The organism is Allokutzneria albata (genome assembly GCF_900103775.1).
GTDB lineage: Bacteria > Actinomycetota > Actinomycetes > Mycobacteriales > Pseudonocardiaceae > Allokutzneria > Allokutzneria albata.
Genome location: NZ_LT629701.1, coordinates 1,509,400 through 1,531,317, shown reverse-complemented (window position 1 = coordinate 1,531,317; position 21,918 = coordinate 1,509,400). Strand labels below are relative to the sequence as shown.

The window sequence follows — 21,918 nt, the reverse complement described above, 5'->3', positions numbered from 1 at the left end:
TGCCCCGGTGGCTGAACTGAACCTGTGGCGGCAGCGGCTGGGCGCGGTGCCGGAGTCGGTGTGGGAGCACCGGGACCTCGACGTGGTGATCCTCGCCGACAACGACCTCACGGAGCTGTCGCCGCGGATCGCGGAGCTGGGGCGCCTGCGCACCCTCGACCTGGGCCACAACCTGCTGACGGCCGTGCCTGACGAGCTGCCCCAGGTGTCCGGCTTCCTCTACCTGCACGACAACCGGCTCACCGAGCTGCCGAAGTCGCTGGCCCACCTGGAAGATCTCCGCTACCTCAACGTCGGTGAGAACCAGCTCACCGCGCTCACCGCGCCGACGGGACTGCTCGAACTCCGCGCCCAGCACAACCACCTCACCGAGCTGCCCGAGGACATCGGCCGTCTGCGCGAGCTACGCGAACTGTGGTTGGGCGGCAACTGCATCACCCGCCTGCCCGACTCCTTCGCCGAACTCGGCCGGCTCCGGGTCGTCGAGCTGCGCGACAACGAGCTGACGGAGTTCCCCAGCCAGCTCGCCGGGCTTCCGCGGCTCCGGCACGTCGACCTGCGCGGCAACCGCGTGCGCGAACTGCCGGACTGGGTCACGCGGTTGCCGTCACTGGAGAAGCTGGACCTGCGGTGGACCGGGGTTGAGTCCTCTGACGTCCTGGAAACCCTTGAGCGGCAAGGGTGTTTCACCTTGAGGTGAGCAACCCGTCCGGCATGCCCTCCACCTCGACGGCGAGCGCGCACGGCCGCCAGTCCGGCACCTCGTGGAACCGGCGCAGCTCGGCGACACCGCTGAGCCAGCCCATCCACGCGTCGTACGGCGGGTTGCCCTCGTCGAACCCGCTCTGCACGAACGTCAGCCGCGTGCGCCCCTCGGACCCTTCCAGCTCCCAGTCCGCGACCATGCCGTTCGGCCAGCGCATCGCCATCCGCGCGCCGGGCTCCAACGCGACGATCCGCGCCGGATCGGTGTCCATCTCGAAGCCGCCCATCGCCCACCGGCCGCCCACGTGCGGCTCGACCTCGATGTTCGCCCCGAACCAGCGCGCGAAGGTGGCCGGGTCGATCAGCGAGTCGTAGATCGCCTGCGGTGACGCCGCGACGGTGACCTGCTCGCGCATCACGGGAGTGGTGAAGTCGCACTTCGGGGTCAGCTCGCGCCCCTCCACGTACTCGCCCAGGTTGGCCACGGCCAGCGCCCAGAACGTGTGCATCCAGCCGAGCGAGCTGTTCTCGGTCAGCATGTCGGGGAACCCGGGCAGCTCGGTCTGCGACAGCGTCAGGATCGTTGCCCCCTCGGCAGTGTCATTTTCGGACAGCGAGATCGTGACCGTGGTGTCCTTGCCCGCCAACGGCCAGACGAAGCTGAGCCCGGAGTCGTCGGCGCGCAGCAGGCGCTGGCGCGGCTGCTCGCCCTCGGGCGTGTGCCGCCCCCAGAACCGGAAGTGGTGCGGCAGATCCACCTCGACGTGCTCGGCCAGCCAGGTGCGCAGCGCCTCCGGCTCGGTCAGCGCGCGCCGCACCTCCGCGATTCCGGCCTCCAGCCGGGCCCGGTGCACCATCGGATCACTCATCGGTCTCTCCCTTCGGGTAGCAGGCGAGGGCCAGCTTGAACGCCTCCCCCTCGGCTCCGCCGTAGCGGGCGAACAGCTCCTGCAACGTGGTCTTGAGGTCCTCGAAGAACTCCTGGCGCCGCTCGGCCGGGACCCGGATCTCGCCGGAGACCCCGATCGAGGGCCGTTCGCGGTCCGGGTCGAGGGCCGCCACGTCCGCCTGGACCTCCTCCATCAGGTCCAGGAGGTGGCCCAGCCCCAGCTCGTCGCGCGCGGCCCGGGAGCCGATGCGCCCGACCAGCCGCGGCGAGAGCCAGTAGGACCGGGCGGTCGCCTGGTAGTGCCCCTCGGTGATGCCGCGCACCCTGCGCGAGCCCACCTGGGCCACCAGACCGGCCTCCACCAGGCGTTTCACGTGGTAGTAGACCCGCTGCGGGGTCTGCCCGAGCGCCTCGGCTATCTCGGTGCAGGACCTCGGCTCGGCCAGCTGCCGCAGCACCTCCACGCGCTGCGGCTTGAGCAGGGCCTCGGCCTGCTCGATCTCTTCGAGGTACTGGACGTCTCTCATCGCAAAACTGAGTTTTTACGTAAAAACTCGTTTTGTCAATGGGCGCAGGCCCAGCACCACGCCCCCGGCCGCGGCCGCGGCGGTGATCAGGAACGCGACCTGGAAGTTCCCGTGGCCGGGGGACGCGCCGAGCGCGAGGGTCAGCACCGCCACGGTCATCGCCCCCGACAGGTACTGCGACGTGGTCAGCAGCGCACCCGCCGTGCCCTGGTGCGCCGCGGGCACGTCGCCGGTGCCGATGGTGAACATCGAGGTGTAGATGACGCCGTGCCCGAAGCCGCTCAGCAGGATGCCCGGGAGCAGGTGGAGGACGTAGGAATCTCCCTGCAGCGCAAGGGAGATCCACAGCAGACCGATCGCGGCCAGCGCGAACCCGGCGACCAGTGCGGCACGCGCGCCGAAGCGCTGCGCCGCCCGCCCGGCCGCGGTGTTGCCCGCGGTCACCATGATCGCCAGTGGGAGGAAGGCCAGGCCCGCCTCCAACGGCGTGTAGCCCTTCATCTTCTGCAGCAACAGCGTCAGCAGGTAGAACTCCGCGCCGACGCTGGCCATGTAGAGCGCGGTCGCCAGTGCTCCGGCGCGCAGCGAGGAGGTGCGGCGCAGCACCGGCTCGATCAGCACGGCGCGCGCGGTCCGCTCGTTGCGGATGAAGGCGGCCAGCAGCACCACGCCGAGACCGAGGCTGATCACCGTGAGCGTGGAGCCCCAGCCCTGCTCCGCGGCCAGCGTCAGCCCGAGCACCAGGGACAGCACCGCGCCCGTGCCGAGGACCGAGGCGCCGACGGGGATGCGCTGCGTGCTGCGGTCGGTCGCCGGGGCGAACCAGGCCAGCGCACCGGCCGCGCAGAGCAGGGTCAACGGCACGTTGATCATGAAGGTGAGCCGCCACGAGACGACCGTGAGCAGGCCGCCCAGGATCGCGCCCGCGGCCAGGCCGGACGCGCCGACCGAGCCCCACACCACCAGCGCCCGGCTGCGCGCGGGCCCGGCCGGGAAGGTCGTCCCGATCAGGCCGAGCACCGCGGGCTGCAGCAACGCCGCCCCGAGTCCCTGCGCGGCGCGCGCGGCCAGCAGCACCCCGCCGTCCTCGGCGAGCCCGCCCGCCGCGCTGGCCACGCCGAACCCGGCGATGGCGAGGATGAACAGCGGTTTGGCACCGACTCGGTCGGTCAGCCGCCCGCCCACCACGAGGAAGCCCGCGAACAGCACGGCGTAGGCGCTGACGATCCACTGCGCGGTGGCGGGCGCCAGGGCCAGCTCACCGGCGATGCTGGGCAGCGCGATGAAGATGATCGAGTAGTCCAGCGCGATCAGGAACTGCGCGAGGGACAGCAGCGCGAGGGTCATGTGGCCCATGCTCGAACCCTCACACTAGTGTGAAGGAAAGCCCGGATCGGAAGGTGGTGTGCCGTGCGCATCGGAGAGCTGGCCGACCGCACCCACGTGCCCGCGCGCCTGCTGCGCTACTACGAGGAGCAGGGGCTGCTCTCCCCGCAGCGCGAGGCCAACGGCTACCGCGACTACCCCGAGGCACTGGTGGAGCGGGTCATCCAGATCCGGGGGCTGCTCGACGCCGGAGTGCCCACGAGGATCATCAAAGACATCCTGCCGTGCCTGGACACGCCGTGCTCGATCACGGTCACCGACGCGTCCGCGGAACTGCTCGCGACGCTGCGCCGCGAACGCGACCAGCTCGACGCCCGCGTCAGCTGCCTCGCCAGGAACCGCGACGCGATCACCACCTACCTCAACACCGTCAGCGAACGGCCGCCGGTGCTGCCCGAGCACCTGGCCCAGGCCGTCGACCTCGCGGTGCGGACGCTGCGGGAGGCCCCGGCCGACGCCTGGGACGCCACAGCGGGCGGGCTGGAATGGGACTGTTGGGAGACCGTCGAACACCTCAGCGACGACCTCTTCGCCTACGCCGTCCAACTCGGACCGAAGTCGCCGCCGCTGACCGGGAACGTGCCGTTCTTGTGGGAGGCGCGCAGGCCCGGCGGTCCGCGCAACGCCGTGCACGCCGACCGCTCGGCCGGTCCCGAAGGCTTGTTGCAGGTCTTGGAGGCCAGCGGCGCACTGCTCGTCGCGATGGTGCGCACCGCCCCGTCGGGGAAGCGCGCCTTCCACAGCAACGGCGTCTCCGACCCCGAGGGCTTCGCCGCGATGGGGATCGTGGAAACCCTCGTGCACACCCACGACCTCGCCGAAGGCCTTGGCCTGCACTGGGATCCGCCGAGCGGACTGTGCACCCGCGCCCTGGCCCGGCTCTTCCCCGAAGCCCCCACCACGACCGTGCCATGGCCGACCCTGCTGTGGGCCACCGGACGCGGCGAGCTGCCCGGCCGCCCGCGCCGCGCCTCGTGGACCTGGCGCAGCGAACCCCTGGGCTGACCGTTGTCGTCGTGATCGCGTACGGCGAAGGGCGCCCACCGGTGGTGGACGCCCTTCGCGGAAGTGCTGTGCCCTCGAACGGGCACGCTGTCAGACGGGGCTGACGGCGGTGGCCTGCGGACCACGGTTGCCCTGGGTGACCTCGAACTGCACCCGGGCGTTCTCGTCGAGACTGCGGTAACCGCCCGCGTTGATCTCGGAGAAGTGGACGAAGAGGTCCGCGCCGCCGTCGTCCGGGGTGATGAACCCGAAGCCCTTGTCGGCGTTGAACCACTTCACGGTGCCCTGAGTCATGCTGGTGAATCCCATCGCGTCAAACTTGCGGCGGCGCTCGATCGAGCGGGCCGGGCGGCAAGCGCGCAAACCAGGAAATTCGGTGAACCCAAGACATCCTGACACGCTCGCTCAAAAATCCTTGCGAGCGTCGGAAGAAAAGACGGACACAAAAACCTTCAACCAAAACCAGTAGAGCACGCATCGCACACCCCGTCAAGCGAAGCGAAAAACGCGGCGCGCCGCGGGATGGCGTACAGTGAGCGGAGACGAGCAGCGCAGGACGGTACCGAACACCGGTACCCGCATCCCCTGCTCCACCCGCGACGCGGAGCCCTTCTTCCCCTTGTACCAAGGGTTTCACGGGTCAACAGCGTGGCGCGGCCCTCATGCTTCCCAAGGAGTTCTCATCACTGTCACCCGTTATCCGAACCGTGGCGCCACCGTCGCCACACCCGTTTTCAGCCACCCGGCCTCCGGGGAATCCGCGGCCCGCCCGCTCCCCCGCGGCACGGCCCGGCGCGTGACCTGCGTTCGTTTTTCCGGCGATGCGGCCGTCCCGGCCCGGCGCCGCTCGCACTGATCCGTTTCCGGCGGTCGACCGATTACCGTGCTCGCACATAACCTGGCGGGCATGGAAGACGTCGCAGCCGCCGGAATTCCGCTCGACCGCGGATTGGCGGGCTATCTGAACGCCGTCGCCGACGCGGTCGGGATCCCGGCCGAGGCGACCTCCTTCGAGATCAGCGACACCGCGACGGCCTACCTGGGCCTGCCCCACCGCTCCCGCGAGCGCCCCGCGAGGGACCTGATGCTGGTGTGGAGCGAGGGGCACGGGTGGGCCGTCGCCGTGGAGACCGCTCCCGGCGAGCCCGCCGCCGTGATCGCCCACCTCGCCAGCGAGCACGTGGCCCCGGCCCCCGGTGTCGTCGCCCGGTTCGTCGCCGAGGTGATCGCCGGGCGCGGGGCGGGCTCGGCCGAACCGGTCTTCCCCACCACCACTGAACGCGACCAGCTGGCCCTGCACCTCGCCCGCTACGCCCGGACCTAACGGCGCCCGACCGTGGTGACCCGCTCCGCGCACCGCGAGCACTTCCGGCCGCGCGGACGACGGGCCACCACGTCGACGTCCACGTCGTGCAGCGACGCGCCGCAGCACATCCGCGCGTAACGCTGCCCGGCGTTGGTCACGGCGTGCCAGACGTCGTCGGGGGCCGAGTCGGCGCGGCGGGCCCACCTGGTCGAGTGCCCCGTCCCGAGGAGCACATTTTCAAGAAGTCGAAGTGCACCGCACAACAGGCAGTGCACGCCGGTCCTTCTCTCGAATTTCCGATGCCACCATTCGGACGAACCGACTACGGCGATAATTGCCAGGCAGAAGACGAGCAAACCGGTGTGGTCAGCCATGGCCGATCAGCCGACCACCGGAGGAAAGACACGGCACCCCGGGGCGGGTATCGTCATGATCGGCCGAAAACCGGGTGAGCCGAAAAGGCAAGAGTTCAACCACATGTATCCGTCCATGACGCTGCTCGACCCCGCCAGCGGGTCTTCGGCGACGCTGCTCGACCCCGCAGGCGGGTCTGGGGTGACGACACTCACTCCCAGGATGGCGCGCGGGCGCCCGGCGGCATACCCCCGGCGATCACCGCGGGCGTACCCCCGTTCCCACCGCGCTGAACAGCGCGTTCTCCGCGACGGACGGCGTGGATTACCCCAATTCCCCGCGGAGCGGCCCGCGCCGTGGCCGACAACCGCCCCCTGCCGACAGGATGTGCCTTCACGAGTTCAGGCGCGGCCACGGCCGGAAGGAGCGGGAGGTGCCGGTTCTGATGGTCGCGGCTAGCCCGAACAACAGCGAGACCGCGCGCGCCCAGCTCCGCGCCCGGGAGCTGCGTGAGAAAGGCTTTTCCTGGGAGCAGATCGTCGACGTGCTCGCATTCGACATTCCGTCGAGCCCGTTGCGGCTGTACCGCATCGCCCACAACCGCAGTGCCGCGCACGTGGTGGACGAGTTCAACCGGCTCGATCCCGCGGCCACCGCGACCTTGCGCGTGCAGCGCCTCTACGACTACGAGATGTGGCCCGACGGCGGGCGGCGGCCTTCGGTGTGGGTCCTGCCGGTACTGGCAAGGATGTACTGCGCCGCCGCGCGCGCCCTGGTCACCGAAAGCACCTACGCCAGCTACAGCGCCGAGGACCAGGCGCGCATCGACGCCGCGGACTTCGGCTACCTCGACCCGCACCGCCCGCGCCCGTCGCCGCTGCCGCCCGCACCCGCGGAGTCCCCCGGACAACGGCTCGCCGACGACCTGTTCCTCCCGGAGCCCGCCCAGCCCGACGGGCTGGACCAGCTGCTGGTGCCGACCCGCGACGAGTCCTTCGAGCTGTTCCGCGCGGTCACCAGGACCGAGCCCGACCCCGGGCGCCAGGAGACGCTGTTCCGCCTCGCCCAGGTCTTCGGCGGGGTCTCGGGGCTGCCGGTGGTCCGCAAGCTGCGGCTGGAGGAGCGGGAACGCCTGGCCAACGCCACGTTCTCGCCGCACCGGCCGGACGCCACCACCATCGAGATCTTCAAGAGCGTCACCGGCATGTGCCGCCACCTCGACGACTCCAAGGGGCCGGAGCCGGTGCTCAAGGCGGTGCTGCGGTACCGGTCGGTGGTCGGCGAGATGCTCGGCACCGTCTCCCGCTCGGCACTGGAGCGGGACCTGGTCCAGGTCTACGCGGAGCTGTCGCAGCTGGCCGGCTGGCTGCTCTACGACGTGGGCCGGTACCCGGCGGCGGACCGCTACTTCAAGGAGGGGCTGGCCGCCGCGCAGGAGATCAAGGACATCCGGACGATCACCTTCATCCACTGCTGCCTCGCCCACATGGCGGTCTTCCGGGAGCAGATCCCGAAGGCGCTGGACCACGTCTTCGCCGCGCGCGGGTGGGCAGCGCAGTCCGGAAGCGGGCTGCTGGCCACCTACGCCGAGCAGATCGCGGCGTGGGGTTACGCCACCGACGGCCAGGAGGTCGCCACCAGCCGGGCGCTGAACCGGATGGAGAACCTGCTGCCGGACCGGCTGGCCGACGACGACCCCGAGTACCTGTACTTCGTCGACCGCGGGTTCACCGTGGGTTTCCAGGCCGGCTCGTGGGTGCGGCTCAACCAGTCCAAGCGGGCGCTGCAGGCCTCGGAGAGCGCGCTGGAGCTGACCGCGCCGGACCTGGTGCGCAACCGCGGGTTCCGGTTGATCGACCGGGCCAAGGCCCTGGTGCTGCAGAAGGAGATCCCCGAGGCCGTGCGGGTGCTGGAGGAGATCGCCGAGATCGCCGCGGGGCACAGCTCGGTCCGGCTCGGCGAGTGGATGTTCGACGTCCGGCGCAGCCTGCAGCCCTGGGCCCGCTCCCCCGACGTGACGCAGTTCGACGAACGGCTGGTCCACCTCGGCCTGTCCCCCCGGAAGCCGGCGAACCGGAAATGACGACAGAGGAGTCCACGCGCGTGGAGACGAGCCTGGTGCTGCGCGGCGTGCGGTTGGCCACCGGCGAGACGGTCGATGTCGGCCTCAGCGGTGACCGGATCGCCGAGGTCGGCCCCGCCGGGTCGCTCGCGGCCGGGTCGCAGGAGCTGGACCTGAGCGGCTACCTGCTGCTGCCCGCACCCGCCGAGCCGCACGCGCACCTGGACAAGGCGCTCACCACGGAGCGGGTGGAGAACCCGGCCGGGGACCTGGTCTCCGCGATCGAGCTGTGGCGCGGGTTCAGCCCGTCGATGCAGCACGAGGACATCGTCGGGCGCGCGACCGAGGCGGCGCTGATGTCGCTGGCCAGCGGGGCCACCGCGATCCGCAGTCACGTCGACGTGGGCGGGGTCGCGGACCTGCGCTGCCTGAAGGCCCTGCTGGAGGTGCGGGAGTCCCTGCGCCACCGGCTGGACCTCCAGCTCGTCGCGTTCGTCGACGTGCCGCTCAGCGGTGCGGCCGGGGAGCACAACCGCGCGCTGATGCGGACGGCGGTGGAGATGGGCGCGGACGCGGTCGGCGCTTTCCCTTACGCCGACCCGAATCCCGAAGAGTGCCACCGGGTGTGCCTGGCGATCGCGGACGAGCTCGGCGTGCCGGTGGACCTGCACACCGACGAGACCACCGACCCCGGCGTGCTCTACCTGGAGCACTTCGCGGAGTTGGTGCGCACGACCGGGTTCACGCGCGGAGCTGCGGCGAGCCACTGCGTGAGCCTGGGCATGCAGCCACCGGAGGTCGCCACCCGCGTGGCGGAGAGCGTGGCCGCGGCCGGTATCGCGGTGATCTGCCTGCCGCAGACCAATCTCGGCCTCCAGAGCCGCGAGCACAACGGCGCCCCGCCGCGCGGCCTGACCGCGCTGCGCGAGCTGCTGGCCGCCGGGGCGACCGTCGCGGGCGGTGGCGACAACGTCCAGGACCCGTTCAACCCGATCGGCCGCGGCGACCCGCTGGAGGCCGCGGCGCTGCTCGTCTCGGCGGGCCACCTGAACCCCAGTGTCGCCTACGACGCGGTCAGCTCCGGTGCGCGCGCCGCCATGGGCCTGCCGGAAGTCCAGGTGCGACAAGGGTTTCCGGCCGAGTTGCTGGCCATCCGCGCGACGAGCGTGGCCGAGGCCGTTGCCGAGGCGAGCGCCGACCGGGTCGTGATCCACCGTGGCCGCGTGGTCAGCCGGACCAGGCTGATCCGCGAGTTCCCCCCTGTCTCCGGAGAAGGCACGTGACCATGCTCGGCTTCACCGGTGTCGGCAAGAGCTTCGCGGACGGCACCACCGCACTCGCCGACATCGACTTCGACGTCGCCGCAGGCGAGTTCGTCAGCGTGGTGGGCCCCTCGGGCTGCGGCAAGACCAGCCTGCTGCGCATCGCGGCCGGGCTCAGCACGGCGAGCGAGGGCACCGTGCGGCGCGCGACCGAGCGCGTCGGCTACGTCTTCCAGGACCCGACGCTGCTGCCGTGGCGCACCGTTCAGTCCAATGTGGAGCTTCTGGCCGAGCTGCGGCACCTGCCGAAGCAGGAACGCCGCAGGCGCGCCGAGGAGGCCATCGAGCTGGTGGGGCTGTCCGACTTCGCCGGGCACCGGCCGGGGCAGCTCTCCGGCGGGATGCGGATGCGGGTGTCGCTGGCGCGCTCGCTCACGGTCGAGCCGGAGCTGTTCCTCTTCGACGAGCCCTTCGGCGCGCTGGACGAGATCACCCGGCAGCGCCTGGGCGACGAGCTGCTGCGGCTGTTCCGGCTGCGCGGGTTCGCCGGGCTGATGGTGACGCACTCGGTGACCGAGGCGGTCTACCTCTCCACCCGCGTGCTCGTGCTCTCCGGCCGCCCCGGACGGGTGATCGGCGACTTCGCGGTGCCCTTCGGCCATCCCCGGTCCCCGGAGCTGCGGTTCGAGGACGACTTCACCCACCTCGCCGGGAAGATCTCGGCCTGCCTTCGCGGAGGTGCCGGGTGATCCGCCGATTCGCCCCGCCCGCACTGGTCCTCCTCGCCGCGGTGGGGTTGTGGTACGCCGCGAGCCTGCTGTTGCTCGGCGAGCAGGAGCGGTTCCTGATGCCGCTGCCGCACGACGTGCTCGCGGTCGGCTTCGGCGATCCGGACAACCTGACCGAACTGCTGACCGCGCTCGCCTTGTCCGCCCGGGTGGCCATGACCGGGCTGGTGATCGCCTTCGTGGTCGGCGTGGGGCTGGCCGTGGCGATGAGCCAGGCCAAGTGGGTCGAGCGCTCGCTCTACCCGTACGCGGTGCTGCTGCAGACGATCCCGATCCTGGCCCTGGTGCCGCTGTTCGGGTTCTGGTTCGGTTTCGGCTTCGGCAGCCGGGTGCTGGTGTGCGTGCTGATCGCGCTGTTCCCGTTGATCGCCAACACGCTGTTCGGGTTGCGGTCGGTCAACAGCGCGCAGCTGGACCTGTTCGCGCTGCACGGCGCGGGGCGGTGGACGCGGCTGTGGAAGCTGCAGTTCCCCGCCGCGCTCCCGGCGATCTTCACCGGCCTGCGGATCTCCGCGGGGCTGTCGGTGATCGGCGCGGTGGTCGGCGACTTCTTCTTCAAACAGGGCGAACCCGGGATCGGAATCCTCATCGACCTCTACCGCTCGCGGTTGCAGTCGGAGCAGATGTTCGCCGCGGTGCTGCTGGCCTCGGCGCTGGGGATCGCCGTGTTCTGGTTCTTCGGATTTCTGGCAAGACGAGTGGTGGGTCCGTGGCACGAGTCCGTGCGCGATCCCGCGGCGGCTTCCTAGCCGCGAACGTGAGGAGTCGGATGTACAGGGGCAACAGGCTGGTGCTCACCGCGGGAGGGCTCGTGGCCGCACTGGCGCTCTCCGCCTGCGGCAACACGCGGGACGACGTGCCCGCCCAGCTGTCCTCGGCAACGGGTGACCAGGTGCTCAAGGGCGTCTGCCCGGAGACGGTGGTGCTCCAGACCGACTGGATCCCCGAGGCCGAGCACGGCGCGAGCTACCAGCTGCTGGGCCCGAACCCGACCATCGACGCCGACCGCAAGCGGGTCACCGGGCGGCTGGTGTCCGGCGGCGCCGACACCGGCGTGAAGCTGGAGATCCGCGCCGGCGGACCGGCGATCGGCTTCCAGACCGCGACTTCGCTGATGTACCAGGACCCGGCGATCACCCTCGGCCAGATCAACACCGACGAGGCCGTGATGCTCTCGGGCACGCAGCCGACGACCGCGGTGGTGGCGCCGCTGGACATCGGCCCGCACATGATCATGTGGGACCCGCAGAAGCACCCCACCTGGAACACCATCGCCGACATCGGGCGCACCGACACCAGGGTGCTCTACTACTCCTCGGCCACGCTGATGGACTACCTGACCGGTTCGGGCGTGCTCAAGGCGAGCCAGGTCGACGGCGGCTACGACGGTTCCCCGGCCGCCTTCGTCGCGGCGGGCGGTTCGGTCGCCCAGCAGGGCTTCGCCACGATGGAGCCCTTCCTCTACGAGAAGCAGCTGGCGCAGTGGCGCAAGCCGGTGAAGTTCCAGCTGCTGCACGAGGCGGGTTTCCCGATCTACCCCGAGGCGCTGTCCGTCCGCTCCAACCGCAAGGCCGAGCTGGCGCCCTGCCTGAAGAAGCTGGTGCCGATGATCCAGCGGGCGCAGGTGGACTACGTGCGTGCGCCGGAGCCGGTGAACAAGCTCATCGTCGAGCTGGACCGCAAGTACCGGGTCGGCGTCTCCTACACCGCCGAGCAGGCCGCGTTCAGCACCGAGCAGCAGAAGAAGCTGAAGATCGTCGGCAACGGGCACAACGCCACCATCGGCGACTTCCAGGCCGAGCGGGTGAAGCGGATCATCGAGGTGGTCTCGCCGATCGCGGTCACCCAGCGCAAGCCCCTGCGGCAGAACCTGACCGTCGAGGACATCGCGACCAACGAGTTCGTCGACCCGACCATCGGCCTGACGTCGTGAGCGCGGCCGTGACGGACCTCGCGGCGCTGATCGGGGACCTGGAGGACCTCTTAGGCCCGGAGGCGGTGTCGGTGGACCCGACCGCCCGCCGCGTCGCCTCCACCGACTGGGCGCACATGTCCCCGATCCTCGCCGCCAAGCTGCCCGCGGGCCTGGCCGACGTGGTCGCCTACCCCAGCACGCCCGAGCAGATCGCGGGCACCGTGCGGCTGGCGCACCGGCACCGCGTCCCGGTCACCCCGCGCGGCCAGGGCACCGGCAACTACGGCCAGGGCATCCCGCTGCGCGACGGGTTGGTGATCGACACCAGCCGGTGCGCGCGCATCCTGGACATCGGCCCCGGCTGGATCCGCGCGGAGGCCGGGGTGTCGCTGGCCGCGATCGAGGCCGCCGCGCGGCGCGAGGGCCAGGAGATCGCGATCATGCCGTCCACCGTAGGCAGCGCCATCGCGGGCTTCATCGCGGGCGGCTCCGGCGGCACCGGCTCGGTGGAGAACGGCTTCACCTGGGACGAGTACGTGCACAGCATGGACATCGCGCCCTGCACCGACGAGGGTTCGCTGATCACTGTCGACAGTGGACAGTGCGCTCCGCACATCCACGCCTACGGGGTGACCGGGGTGATCGCGACCGCGACGGTGGCCCTGGTGCCGCGCCGGGACTGGATCGGGTTGTTCGCCTCCTTCGCCGAGGAGGAGGCCGCGCTGGCCGCGGCGCACGAGCTGCTGCGCCTGGACCCGGCGCCGCGCATCCTCTCCGTGGACGAGCCCGGCGTGCTGGAGACCTACCCGAAGGACAAGGCCATCCCGGAGGGGCGGTTCAGCGTCCGCGCCGTGATCGACCAGTCGTGCACCACGTCGGCGAGCCAGACCGTGACCTCACACGGCGGCATCGTCGAGGCGGTGCGGGAGAAGGGCGCGGCGTACCTGGCTTCGTTGTCCTTCAACCACGTCACGCACCGCGCGCGCAAAGCCCGCCCGGAGCTGTGCCACCTCCAGGTGCACGGCGAAGCGCTCACCACGCGACCGGACGAAGTGCGCGCCGTGCTCCCTGGAACCCTGCTGCACCTGGATGGCTTCCGCGTCGACCGCACCGCCGGTGTGGACGGGCGCGGGCTCGTGGGCATGCTGCTGTGCCGCTTCGACGGCGCGGACGCGCTCTACGCGGGCATCGAGGGCCTCAACGCCGTCGGGGTCGAAGTGCACGATCCGCACACGTGGTTGCTGCACAACGACAACCTCGACGAGATCCGCGAGGCGGCGGAGCGCTTCGACCCGGAGGGCCTGCTCAACCCGGGGAAGCTGCCGTCGCGCTGAGGTTGCGGATCCGGATCGCCGACCGGGGCTAGTCGGCGATCCGGACCTGGTCCCGTCCCAGCCGCTTGGCGGCCAGCAGCGCGGAGTCGGCGCGCAGCAGCAGGTCCCGCAGGTCGCCCCCGTGCTCCGGGGAGGCGGCGAGGCCGATCGAGGCGCTGTGCCGCCCTATGGTGGTTCCGTTGAGCCCCAACGGGATCAGCACGCTCAGCCCGCGCACGGCGGCTCCGACGCGTTCGGCGACCGCGACGGCCTCGTCCAGGGAGGTGTCGGGCATCAGCACGGCGAACTCGTCGCCGCCGAGCCTGCTCACCACGTCGCCCGCGCGCGTGCTCTCCACCAGCACCTTGCCCATGGCGGTCAGCACCGCGTCCCCGGCCAGGTGCCCGTGCAGGTCGTTGACCTGCTTGAAGTGGTCGAAGTCGATCACCAGCAGCGCCGCGCCCCTGCCGCGCTCGCGGGACCCGGCCAGCGCGCGCGGCGCCTGCTCGTCCCAGCCCCAGCGGTCCAGCAGCCCGGTCAGCTTGTCGGTGGCCCAGAACCCCACCGGTTGTCCGCACGCGTGGCAGCGCGGCTTGGCATGGGCTGTCCCGTTCCCGTTCCGGCTCGCCGCGGTCACGCCGAGTTCATCGCCGCAAACGGTGGTCGCACCCCTGTCCTGCTGCTGCCCCTGCATGTGGTCCAGGTTCGCCCCCTTCCGAAGTGTGGCGTACCTCCGCCTTCCTGCCCCCCTTTACCCCCGTTTCCCCGCGTTCCCACCTGCGCTTTTCAGCCGAGAACGGCCTCGTTTTACCCCGCTGCCCGCCACCCGGTCCCCCCACGCGGAACCCGCGGGGAGCGGAGAACGCACCGAAATCGACGAGTAACTGACCGTAGTCGTTTTCCATTCTGCAACGTGCACACGGCGGACATGGCCGATCACCCCACCCGCCCAGCGCCGACTACCGTTCGCACCGAACGGGGCATTGGCGGGCCGTCTCGTCACCGACCACGGGAACCGAGGTAGTCGTCCAGCCGCGTGGCCGCACTGAGCATCGCCAGCCCCCGCGCGGTCAGTTTCCCCTGCCATTCCTGCAAAGCACGGGACAGCGCCTCGGTGCTCCCGGCCGTCCTGATGTGGTGGACCACAGTGGACACCCGGTCGAGCGGATAGCCACCGCGCCTGAGCAGGTGGGCGAGTTCGGCATCGCGGACGTCGTCGGGGTGGAAGACGCGGTAGCCGGTGGCGCGGTCGCGCTCGGGGGTGAGGATGCCGACGTCCTCCCAGTTCCGCACGGTCGCCGGGGTGACCCCCAGCTGGCGTGCGAGTTCGCCGACGGTCCAGGTGCCGGAGCGCGTCGAGACGGGCGGAGCCGAAGACGTCAGGTGGTCGACGGCCTTCCGCACCGCGGCGAGGGTTTCACGGTCCCGGAGCACCTGGCTGTGACCGCGGTCGATGATCGTCAAGGCCAGGCCGATCTCGTCGGAGTGGATCGCGTTCATGATCTGACCGCTCGCCGCGTGGCCGTGGGCCGGGATCAGCGCGAGGAAGGCGCGCAGCGCCGCCGCGTGCACCTCGGTGTAGACGCGGTAACCGCTCGGGGTCCGGGACGCGGGCGGGAGGAAGCCGTCGCGCTCGTAGTTGCGGACCGCCTGGGTCGAGATGCCGTGCTCCCGCGCGAGGTCGGCCGGGCGCAGGGTTAGTCTTGCTTTGATACTTCACCTGCCATGTTCCGGGCTCATTCGAGGAAAGTTTACCTCGAACTTTCAACGATACGCTTGAGCCTCATGAGTCAGGACATCACCGCATTCGTGCCCGCCTCGTGTGAGCTGCTGGGCCTGGGCGAGCCCACCCACCAGGAGCCCGCGTTCGCGCGGCTCCGCAACGACCTCCTCCCCCGGCTGGTCGACAGGGGCTTCCGCTCGGTCGCCCTGGAGACCGACCGGGTCGCCGCGCTGGCCGTGAACGACTTCGTCCAGAAGGGCGTGGGAACCCTCGACGAGGCGATGCGCGAGGGCTTCTCCCACGACTTCGGTCAGCTCGACGGCAACCGGCGGCTGGTCGCCTGGATGCACGAGTACAACGAGAACCGGCCGGCGCAGGACCGGCTGTCCTTCCACGGCTTCGACGCTCCAATGGAGACGATGAGCGCGCCCAGCCCGCGCCCCTACCTCGAATACGCCCGCGACCGACTGAAGCTCGACGTGGACCTCGCGGACCTGGTCGGTGAGGACGAGCGGTGGAGCCGCACGGAAGCGGTGATGGACCCGGCCATGTCCGTCGGTGCCACTGCCGAGGCCGAGCAGCTGCGGGTGATCGCCGACGACATGCTCACCAAGCTCCACGCCCGCGCGCCGGAGATGCCGCTCGACGAGTGGCACAGGGTGAAGACGCACCTCGTCGCCGCGCTCGACCTGCTGCGCTACCACAAGCAGTGCGCGCAGCGGATCGACCCGGCCGAGCGGCTTCCCCTCCTGACCGAGACTCGGGACGCGCTCATGGCGCAGCACCTCATGGACATCCGCAGCATCGAGGCCAGGCGCGGACCGACCCTGGTTTACTCGCACAACATCCACTTGCAGCGGAGCCCGAGCACGATGGGCATGGGCGCGACGGACGTCACGTTCCACTCCGCGGGCGCCATCGTGGGTTCCTTGCTGGGCGAGCGGTACACCGTCATCGTCTGCAGCCTGGGCACCAGCGCGACCATCGAGCTGGCGCAGCCCGAAGCGGACACCTATGAAGCCCACCTGCAGAGCCGATTCCCCACCTGGGGCCTGACGAAGGAGGTCGCTCCGGGCCGCAAGCGGACCGACATCAATCCGATGCGGGGCTACTTCCCCATCGACCGAACTCTTCTCGACGGCACGGACGCGGTGCTGCACATCAACACCGCCTAGCCGTTCCAGGACCGCCAGAGCATCGCGCAAGTTCCTTGTGCGGCAAGCAGATCCGCATGTCCGCCGAGTTCGGTGATCCCGCCCGTTGTCCAGCACCGCGATGCGGTCGGCGTCGTGGTCGGTGTGCAGCCTGTGCGCGATCGCGACGACGGTCCTTCCGTGGAGCACCGCGGCGAGTGCTCGCTCCACCGCCCGTGCGGCGCCGGGGTCGAGCATCGCCGTGGTCCTGTCGAGCACCACCACGTCCGGGTCGGCCAGCAGGACGCATGCGAGCGCGACCTGCTGCGCCCGCGCGGGATCGAGGCGTTCCTGCCCGTGGCCGACCTCGGTGTCGAGCCGCTGGGTCCGCTCCGCGAGCCCGGTCGAGGTGGTGGACGCCTCCTCGTACTCCAAGTGGTACCACCGCTTCGACGACGCGTCCTTCACCGTGATCCCGTACGCCTCGGGCTTGTCGGCGATGGGCGCACCCTTGAGCCGACGGAACGTGCCCAGTTCCAGCGAACGCAAGCCACCGCTGGAACGGCCGGCTTCACCTGGGGTGCGCGTGCCATACGCTCGTCGCGACGGCCGCAGTTCATCCCGTGCCCCTGAGAGGCCCAAGGGCACGCGCAAGGGGCCCCAGGTCAAGCCTGCCCACGTTGGTACCGGCGCAAGCCGGAAGCCCAGCCCGCACCAGCTTCCTCACTGATCTCGACAAGGTCGTAGTCCCGTCGATAGCTGCCCATGTCCCCGAGGTACCACCCCCCATCCTCAGGGCGATACTCCGCAACCCGCAGCCCGCCCGACTCCTCCCGTACTCGCACAAGCAGCCGCGGAGCATCGCGACCGTCGAAGCACGCGAAGTACCGGACGCGGGTGCCTTCGGGCCGGGGCGTCCAGCTCTGGACCAGACGTGCGGCGCGTTCCGCCTTGACCGGGGTCAACTCACCGTTCACAAAACCGTTGCCAACGCTGTAGATCGCGTTCGAACCGATCCATCCGCCGTTGTAGTGCTCGTGGTACTCGCTGCCCCAGCCGATGCGTTCCCGCGCGATGAGTGCCGGATTGTCGACGTCCGGCTCGAACGGGTTCGTGATCACGTAGTAGCGGTGCGTCGCGTCCCCGGACACGCGCATCGCCACGATGTCCTTCACCTTGTCGGCGTCGGCCGTGCTGATCCGAGCGCGTCTGCCTTCGACCGAACCGCGCTCCCAGCGCAGCTCAGTCGTGTAGTGCATCTCTCGGTCGGTCAGCCAGTGCCGTCGCAGCACGGTCAACGGGTTGTCGAACGGGTACTCGTCAGTCTCGATCGCGTAGTAGTAGGTGTCCTCGTGATAGCCCTCGTGGGCGTACATCCTGAGTTCGGAGCGCTCCGGGTCCCTGTCCTCCAACGGCCCCGTCGGTTCGAGGTTCGGCAGCAGCGCGAGCGCCTGCTCCTCGGTGATCGCCACGTTGATGAACCAGGTGCGGCACAACGGATCGCACTGTTCCCAGCCACAGCCAGGGACATAAGCCTCTTCGCGGCCGTCGTCGACGCGCACGACCATCAACGGGTTCTCGATCGGACGATTGCTGTCCAGCAGTGCGATGTACCTCACGCATCCCCCATTTGGTCCTTTGTGGACAGAGATCAGGGCCTCTCGAAGCGCTCGTACGCACGCTTCTCGAGACGGTGACGGAGGGCCTCGGTGAGTTCGACCGCATCGCCAGCGGGTCGCCCCCTCCTCGGCTCCCACTTCCCGTAGCCCGAACCGCGCACGTACTCTTCGATTCGTTCTCCGTCGACGGTCGGCCAGATGCGGACGAATGCCACCGGGTCTCGCAGCGAGTGAGTAGCGTCGGTGATCGCGTAGTAGGTGTACGCGTTCAGGGCTGTCTGGAACCGCTGCCAGCGCGCGACGAGCATGTCCTGCACCCGCGAGGTCTCCGCCTCGGAGACCGCGATGAGCTCGACCTCTTCCTTGCCGTATCGGTAGTCCTCCCGCACATAGCTCGTCGACCAGGAGCGGTCGACGGAGCTGAACCGCTCCTCGCGCTCACGCTTACCCTCCGACCAGACGCGGATGAGGCCGGTGAACGGTGCGGGACGCGGGACGTCGTCGGAGGTCAGCGCGTAGTAGGTGTACTCGCGCACCGGCTCAGGCTCGGGCGTGTCGTGGTTGCCCTGCGCTTCGAAGCGCCGAACCGCGTCGATGCCGATCGGATGCACGCGATGCGCCGTGTCCGAGCTGCTGTAGAACGAGGCCTCGATGTCGTTCCATCTGCCATTCCTGAAGTACTGGGCGCAGATGTTGCCGAGGTCGTCCCAGTAGCGGGTGAGCGTTTCCGGTGTGTCCTGGGAAGGGTCGCTCAGCCGACCCCGGTAGTAGTACAGCGGTTCGGTCCGGCGCGCATCGCAGATCTCCCTCAGCCGCGGGGCTTTACCGGCGGAGACCGGCACGAGTGCGCGCTCGTCGGGCCAGGGAACGTGAGTCCACTGCCCATCGGGACTGTAGTTCTCCTTGAGCACCACGCCCAGGTCGTCGGTCACGGAGCGGACGACGGCGGCCGGGTCGTCGGGGTCCGGGTGGAAGACGTTCACAGCCACGTAGTACTGGAAGCGGACCTCACCGAACACGCGACGGAACTGCGTTTCCTCGAATCGGAGCGCGGCGCTCGCCGAGATCGGAACCCGCTCCCCCGCCGGTGTCGCCCGCTCCCACCACAACGTCGGGGTGTACGCCTCCTCGATGTCGTCGCGCACGCGCACGACCGTCAGCGGGTCATCTACCGGCTGGTCGTCCGACACGACGGCGTAGTAGCGGTACACCGTTCGCGGCGCCGGCTCGCGCTCAAGAACAGGCTTGGGCGTCCGCGTTTCGCGCAGCGCGGTCGCGACTTCCTCACTGATCGGGACCACTCTGCCGGGACGCTCGCCCGCCCTGATCTGCATCACCGCGTTCGTCGCAACCCAGCGTCCGCCCGGGCGGTACACCTCCTCGGCGTGCAGGCAGCGCGGGCAGATCTTCTGCCGCACCACTGCGTCCGGGGCGGTGACCTGGGCGTGGTCGCCGATCAGGATCGCGTAGTAGCGGTACGGCTTTTCCTCGCGCACGCGCTCCGGCATCGTGCTGTCGGTGAACTCCCTGGCCGCCAAGGCGGTGATCGGCACGCGCTTGCCCGGAGTGCCACCGGGTTCCCACTTCAGACCTGCCGTGTACGTCTCGATCTCGCCGGTCGCCGGTCGTTCCCGTACAACTGTCACCGGATCGTCGACGTCGTGCTCGTCGTTGACGATCGCGAGGTAGTGGTAGAACTCGAAGCCGTTGCGGCGTTCCTCCATGACGGAGGCGAGGCGGTCGACCTCGGCCGCGTCGATCAGTACGGCGTCGAGGCCGTCCTGCGGGAACGGAACGCCAGGCGTCCACTCCCGCATCGAGACCAGCATGTCCTCCTGGTCGCCGTGCTCGTCGGCCCACCTCCGCACGACGGCCACCGGGTCCTCCGGCGGGTGTTCGCCGTCGGTCAGGGCGAAGTACCGGAACGGCCGGTCCAACGGCATGAACCGGTTCCCCGTGTTCCAGTCGATGATGAGGTGGGCCCGCCGCTCGTCGATCTCGTGCTCCGAAGCACCCGAACGGTCGCTCGCACTGCGCGGCCGCCACCCCTCGAGCGCGATGAAGACCTCTTCGCGCTCGCCGTTTTTCCGGAGCACGTCGTAGCTGTTCGCGGTCAGCTTGTGGTTCGAGAGTGCGAAATAACGGTACTGGCGCCCCATGTAGTCCCCCCAAGAACTCCGCGGCCCGGCACGAACATCTACCACGCCTCGCCGATCTTGGCTATGAGCGCCGTCACCTGGGCCTTATGACACATGTCAGTGCCAGTGAGCCGCGTTCCGCAGAACCAGCTCATGATCGCGCTCACTACCGCCGTGCCACGCGTGCGCAGCACGCTCGTGGCGCAATGTTCTCTGGTGAACCAGGAGTACCTGTGGCGTACCAACGAAAACTGTCCGTGGTGGTGGGCGCGCTGTCGCTCGTCACGCTGATCCCGGTGCCCGCGTACGCCGAGCCGATCACCTGGGGCAGCTGCGCCGACTTCCCCGGCGCGCCAACCGGTGCGGCCATCGAGTGCACGCGGGTGCCGGTGCCGCGCGACTACGCCGAGCCGCGGGGCCCGAAGATCACCATCGCGGTCAGCCGGATCCGGGCGACCGACCCGGCGCGGCGCCGCGGCGCCATCCTGACCAATCCCGGCGGCCCCGGCGCGGACGGCACCTTCGCCTGGGTCGGGGTGTGGCAGGGCTATCCCGAGCTGGCCAAGCAGTTCGACCTCATCGGCTTCGCGCCGAGGGGCACCACCAACGGCACACCCGTCGACTGCGGCGGCACCGTCGGCGCGCGCACGGCTCAGCGGCCGTACGCGCCGGAAGAGGATCTGGCGCGCAACTGCGCCACGGGCTCCGGCGACCTGCTCCGGCACGTCAGCACCGCCAACACCGCGCGCGATATGGACCAGGTCCGCAAAGCGCTGGGGGAACGACGAATCCACTACTGGGGCGCCTCGTACGGAACGTACCTGGGCGGGGTGTACGCCACGCTCTTCCCGCGCTCGCTGGACAAGCTCGTGCTCGACTCCTCGATCCACCCCGACTGGGCCTGGCGGCGCAGCCGGTTCGGCCAGGCCGAGGCCAAGGAACTGCGCACCCAGGACATGTTCGGCTGGATCGCCGAACGCAACGCCACCGCGGGCCTCGGCGCCACCGCCAAGGAGGTGACGGCCACCTGGGACCGGCTGCGGCTCAAGCTCAAGGACGCGCCGATCGCCCACCCGCAGCGCCCCGGGGTGTTCGCCACCGACCGCACGTTGTTCAACGCGACCGGGTTCTACGTCAACTACCGCGCCACGTGGCAGTTGGTCGAGGCCGTGCTGGTGGAGCTCAACCGCAGCGGCACCGCGGACGCGCTGTTCAAGGCGACCGAGCAGTTCGGCCAGGAACTGCCCGGCGGCGGTGGCGAGCACAGGCCGGTGAACATGATCTCGGCGTTTCTCGCGGTCACCTGCGGCGAGGACGCGTGGCCCCGCGACGTCGCCGTCTACGAACGTGATGCGGCCACATTGGCGAAGCGGTTCCCGACCTACGGTCGCGAGTTCATGCTGGGCGACCTCGCTTGCGCGTTCTGGCCGAACCAGCCGAGCCCGCAGGTGCGGATCGCCGAGCGCGGGCTGGCCACGCCGCCGCTGGTGATCCAGTCCCGTCGCGACCCGGCCACGCCCTACGTCGGCGGTGTCGCCATGGCCGAGCGCCTGCACGGGCGACTGCTCAGCGTCGCCGGAGGTGAGCACGGACCGTCCGCTTCGGGCAACCCCTGCTCGGTCGCCGCGGTGAACGCCTACTTCCAGACCGGCGCACTGCCCGCGCCCGGAACGGAATGCGCCGAAACGCCACCGAAGACCGGCCAGCCCAAGGCTCCTGTCGTGCGCTGAGAAAACCGTCCGCCGACACTTCAGTCCACTGTGGACACAACGGTTCCACGCGTAGCGTCTGAC

General features: G+C 70.1%; 19 protein-coding genes and 1 pseudogene. 11 read left to right on the top strand and 9 right to left on the bottom strand.

Translation table 11 applies throughout. The features are described 5' to 3' along the window. Positions 1-7 precede the first annotated feature (7 nt). Entirely contained in the window at positions 8-700 is a 693-nt protein-coding gene (locus BLT28_RS06600; protein WP_197683985.1) for a leucine-rich repeat domain-containing protein, read from the top strand. On the opposite strand, the gene BLT28_RS06595 is transcribed toward BLT28_RS06600, so the two are convergent. Genes BLT28_RS06595 through BLT28_RS06585 form a run of 3 tightly spaced genes read right to left on the bottom strand, consistent with a single transcriptional unit; the run spans position 687 to position 3,477 of the window. Then, positions 687-1,574 (bottom strand): SRPBCC family protein, encoded by an 888-nt coding sequence (locus tag BLT28_RS06595; RefSeq protein WP_030433189.1) that lies wholly within the window; start codon positions 1,572-1,574, stop codon positions 687-689. The two genes, BLT28_RS06600 and BLT28_RS06595, sit on opposite strands and share 14 nt — an antisense overlap. Beyond that, the gene (locus tag BLT28_RS06590; RefSeq protein WP_030433188.1) at positions 1,567-2,121 is read right to left on the bottom strand and encodes a winged helix-turn-helix domain-containing protein; all 555 of its coding nucleotides are present in this window, start codon (positions 2,119-2,121) and stop codon (positions 1,567-1,569) included. Before BLT28_RS06590 ends, BLT28_RS06595 begins: the two co-directional genes overlap by 8 nt. Before the next feature lie 15 nt (positions 2,122-2,136). Beyond that, the gene (locus tag BLT28_RS06585) at positions 2,137-3,477 is read right to left on the bottom strand and encodes an MFS transporter (RefSeq protein WP_043813929.1); all 1,341 of its coding nucleotides are present in this window, start codon (positions 3,475-3,477) and stop codon (positions 2,137-2,139) included. Between the two features lie 54 nt (positions 3,478-3,531). Between BLT28_RS06585 and BLT28_RS41215 the strand changes: the two are divergent. Then, positions 3,532-3,885 (top strand): annotated as a pseudogene (locus tag BLT28_RS41215) (MerR family transcriptional regulator); the annotation flags it as partial. Between the two features lie 717 nt (positions 3,886-4,602). On the opposite strand, the gene BLT28_RS06575 reads toward BLT28_RS41215, so the two are convergent. Further along, on the bottom strand, positions 4,603-4,806 hold the full coding sequence (locus BLT28_RS06575; RefSeq protein ID WP_030433185.1) for a cold-shock protein: 204 nt from the start codon (positions 4,804-4,806) through the stop codon (positions 4,603-4,605). A 613-nt stretch (positions 4,807-5,419) separates the two neighbouring features. On the opposite strand from BLT28_RS06575, the gene BLT28_RS06570 reads away from it, so the two are divergent. Then, positions 5,420-5,836 carry a DUF6292 family protein gene (locus BLT28_RS06570; RefSeq protein ID WP_030433184.1) on the top strand — a complete coding sequence of 139 codons (417 nt, stop codon included), beginning with the start codon at positions 5,420-5,422 and terminating at the stop codon, positions 5,834-5,836. Here BLT28_RS06570 and BLT28_RS06565 read toward each other — a convergent pair. Further along, entirely contained in the window at positions 5,833-6,051 is a 219-nt protein-coding gene (locus BLT28_RS06565; protein ID WP_030433183.1) for a hypothetical protein, read from the bottom strand. The two genes, BLT28_RS06570 and BLT28_RS06565, sit on opposite strands and share 4 nt — an antisense overlap. Before the next feature lie 554 nt (positions 6,052-6,605). Here BLT28_RS06565 and BLT28_RS06560 point away from each other — a divergent pair. From BLT28_RS06560 to BLT28_RS06535, 6 genes are read left to right on the top strand one after another with little or no spacing between them, the layout of a single operon-like run. Next, positions 6,606-8,255: a hypothetical protein gene (locus BLT28_RS06560; RefSeq protein WP_156051746.1), complete on the top strand. Its 1,650-nt coding sequence runs from the start codon at positions 6,606-6,608 to the stop codon at positions 8,253-8,255. A gap of 20 nt (positions 8,256-8,275) precedes the next feature. Beyond that, positions 8,276-9,517: an amidohydrolase family protein gene (locus tag BLT28_RS06555; protein ID WP_052408117.1), complete on the top strand. Its 1,242-nt coding sequence runs from the start codon at positions 8,276-8,278 to the stop codon at positions 9,515-9,517. A 2-nt stretch (positions 9,518-9,519) separates the two neighbouring features. Then, a complete protein-coding gene (locus BLT28_RS06550) occupies positions 9,520-10,245 on the top strand; it encodes an ABC transporter ATP-binding protein (protein ID WP_043813946.1) in 726 nt (241 codons plus the stop codon). Further along, entirely contained in the window at positions 10,242-11,033 is a 792-nt protein-coding gene (locus BLT28_RS06545; RefSeq protein ID WP_030433179.1) for an ABC transporter permease, read from the top strand. The genes BLT28_RS06550 and BLT28_RS06545 overlap by 4 nt, the downstream gene beginning before the upstream one ends. 20 nt (positions 11,034-11,053) lie before the next feature. Continuing rightward, a complete protein-coding gene (locus BLT28_RS06540; RefSeq protein WP_081900777.1) occupies positions 11,054-12,217 on the top strand; it encodes a hypothetical protein in 1,164 nt (387 codons plus the stop codon). Then, complete coding sequence (locus BLT28_RS06535) at positions 12,214-13,533, top strand: FAD-binding oxidoreductase (protein WP_197683984.1); 1,320 nt, start codon at positions 12,214-12,216, stop codon at positions 13,531-13,533. Before BLT28_RS06540 ends, BLT28_RS06535 begins: the two co-directional genes overlap by 4 nt. Positions 13,534-13,561: 28 nt before the next feature. On the opposite strand, the gene BLT28_RS06530 is transcribed toward BLT28_RS06535, so the two are convergent. Beyond that, positions 13,562-14,077, bottom strand: coding sequence for a GGDEF domain-containing protein (locus BLT28_RS06530; protein ID WP_052408116.1), 516 nt, complete (start codon positions 14,075-14,077; stop codon positions 13,562-13,564). A 434-nt stretch (positions 14,078-14,511) separates the two neighbouring features. Beyond that, on the bottom strand, positions 14,512-15,207 hold the full coding sequence (locus BLT28_RS06525; protein WP_030433175.1) for a TioE family transcriptional regulator: 696 nt from the start codon (positions 15,205-15,207) through the stop codon (positions 14,512-14,514). A 90-nt stretch (positions 15,208-15,297) separates the two neighbouring features. On the opposite strand from BLT28_RS06525, the gene BLT28_RS06520 reads away from it, so the two are divergent. After that, positions 15,298-16,410 (top strand): erythromycin esterase family protein, encoded by a 1,113-nt coding sequence (locus tag BLT28_RS06520; RefSeq protein ID WP_030433174.1) that lies wholly within the window; start codon positions 15,298-15,300, stop codon positions 16,408-16,410. 623 nt (positions 16,411-17,033) lie between these two features. Here BLT28_RS06520 and BLT28_RS06510 read toward each other — a convergent pair. Next, entirely contained in the window at positions 17,034-17,987 is a 954-nt protein-coding gene (locus tag BLT28_RS06510; RefSeq protein WP_030433173.1) for a hypothetical protein, read from the bottom strand. Positions 17,988-18,019: 32 nt separating this feature from the next. Next, on the bottom strand, positions 18,020-20,146 hold the full coding sequence (locus BLT28_RS06505) for a hypothetical protein (RefSeq protein WP_030433172.1): 2,127 nt from the start codon (positions 20,144-20,146) through the stop codon (positions 18,020-18,022). A 212-nt stretch (positions 20,147-20,358) separates the two neighbouring features. Here BLT28_RS06505 and BLT28_RS06500 point away from each other — a divergent pair, with 212 nt between their 5' ends. Then, positions 20,359-21,855: an alpha/beta hydrolase gene (locus BLT28_RS06500; protein ID WP_030433171.1), complete on the top strand. Its 1,497-nt coding sequence runs from the start codon at positions 20,359-20,361 to the stop codon at positions 21,853-21,855. Positions 21,856-21,918: the final 63 nt, after the last annotated feature.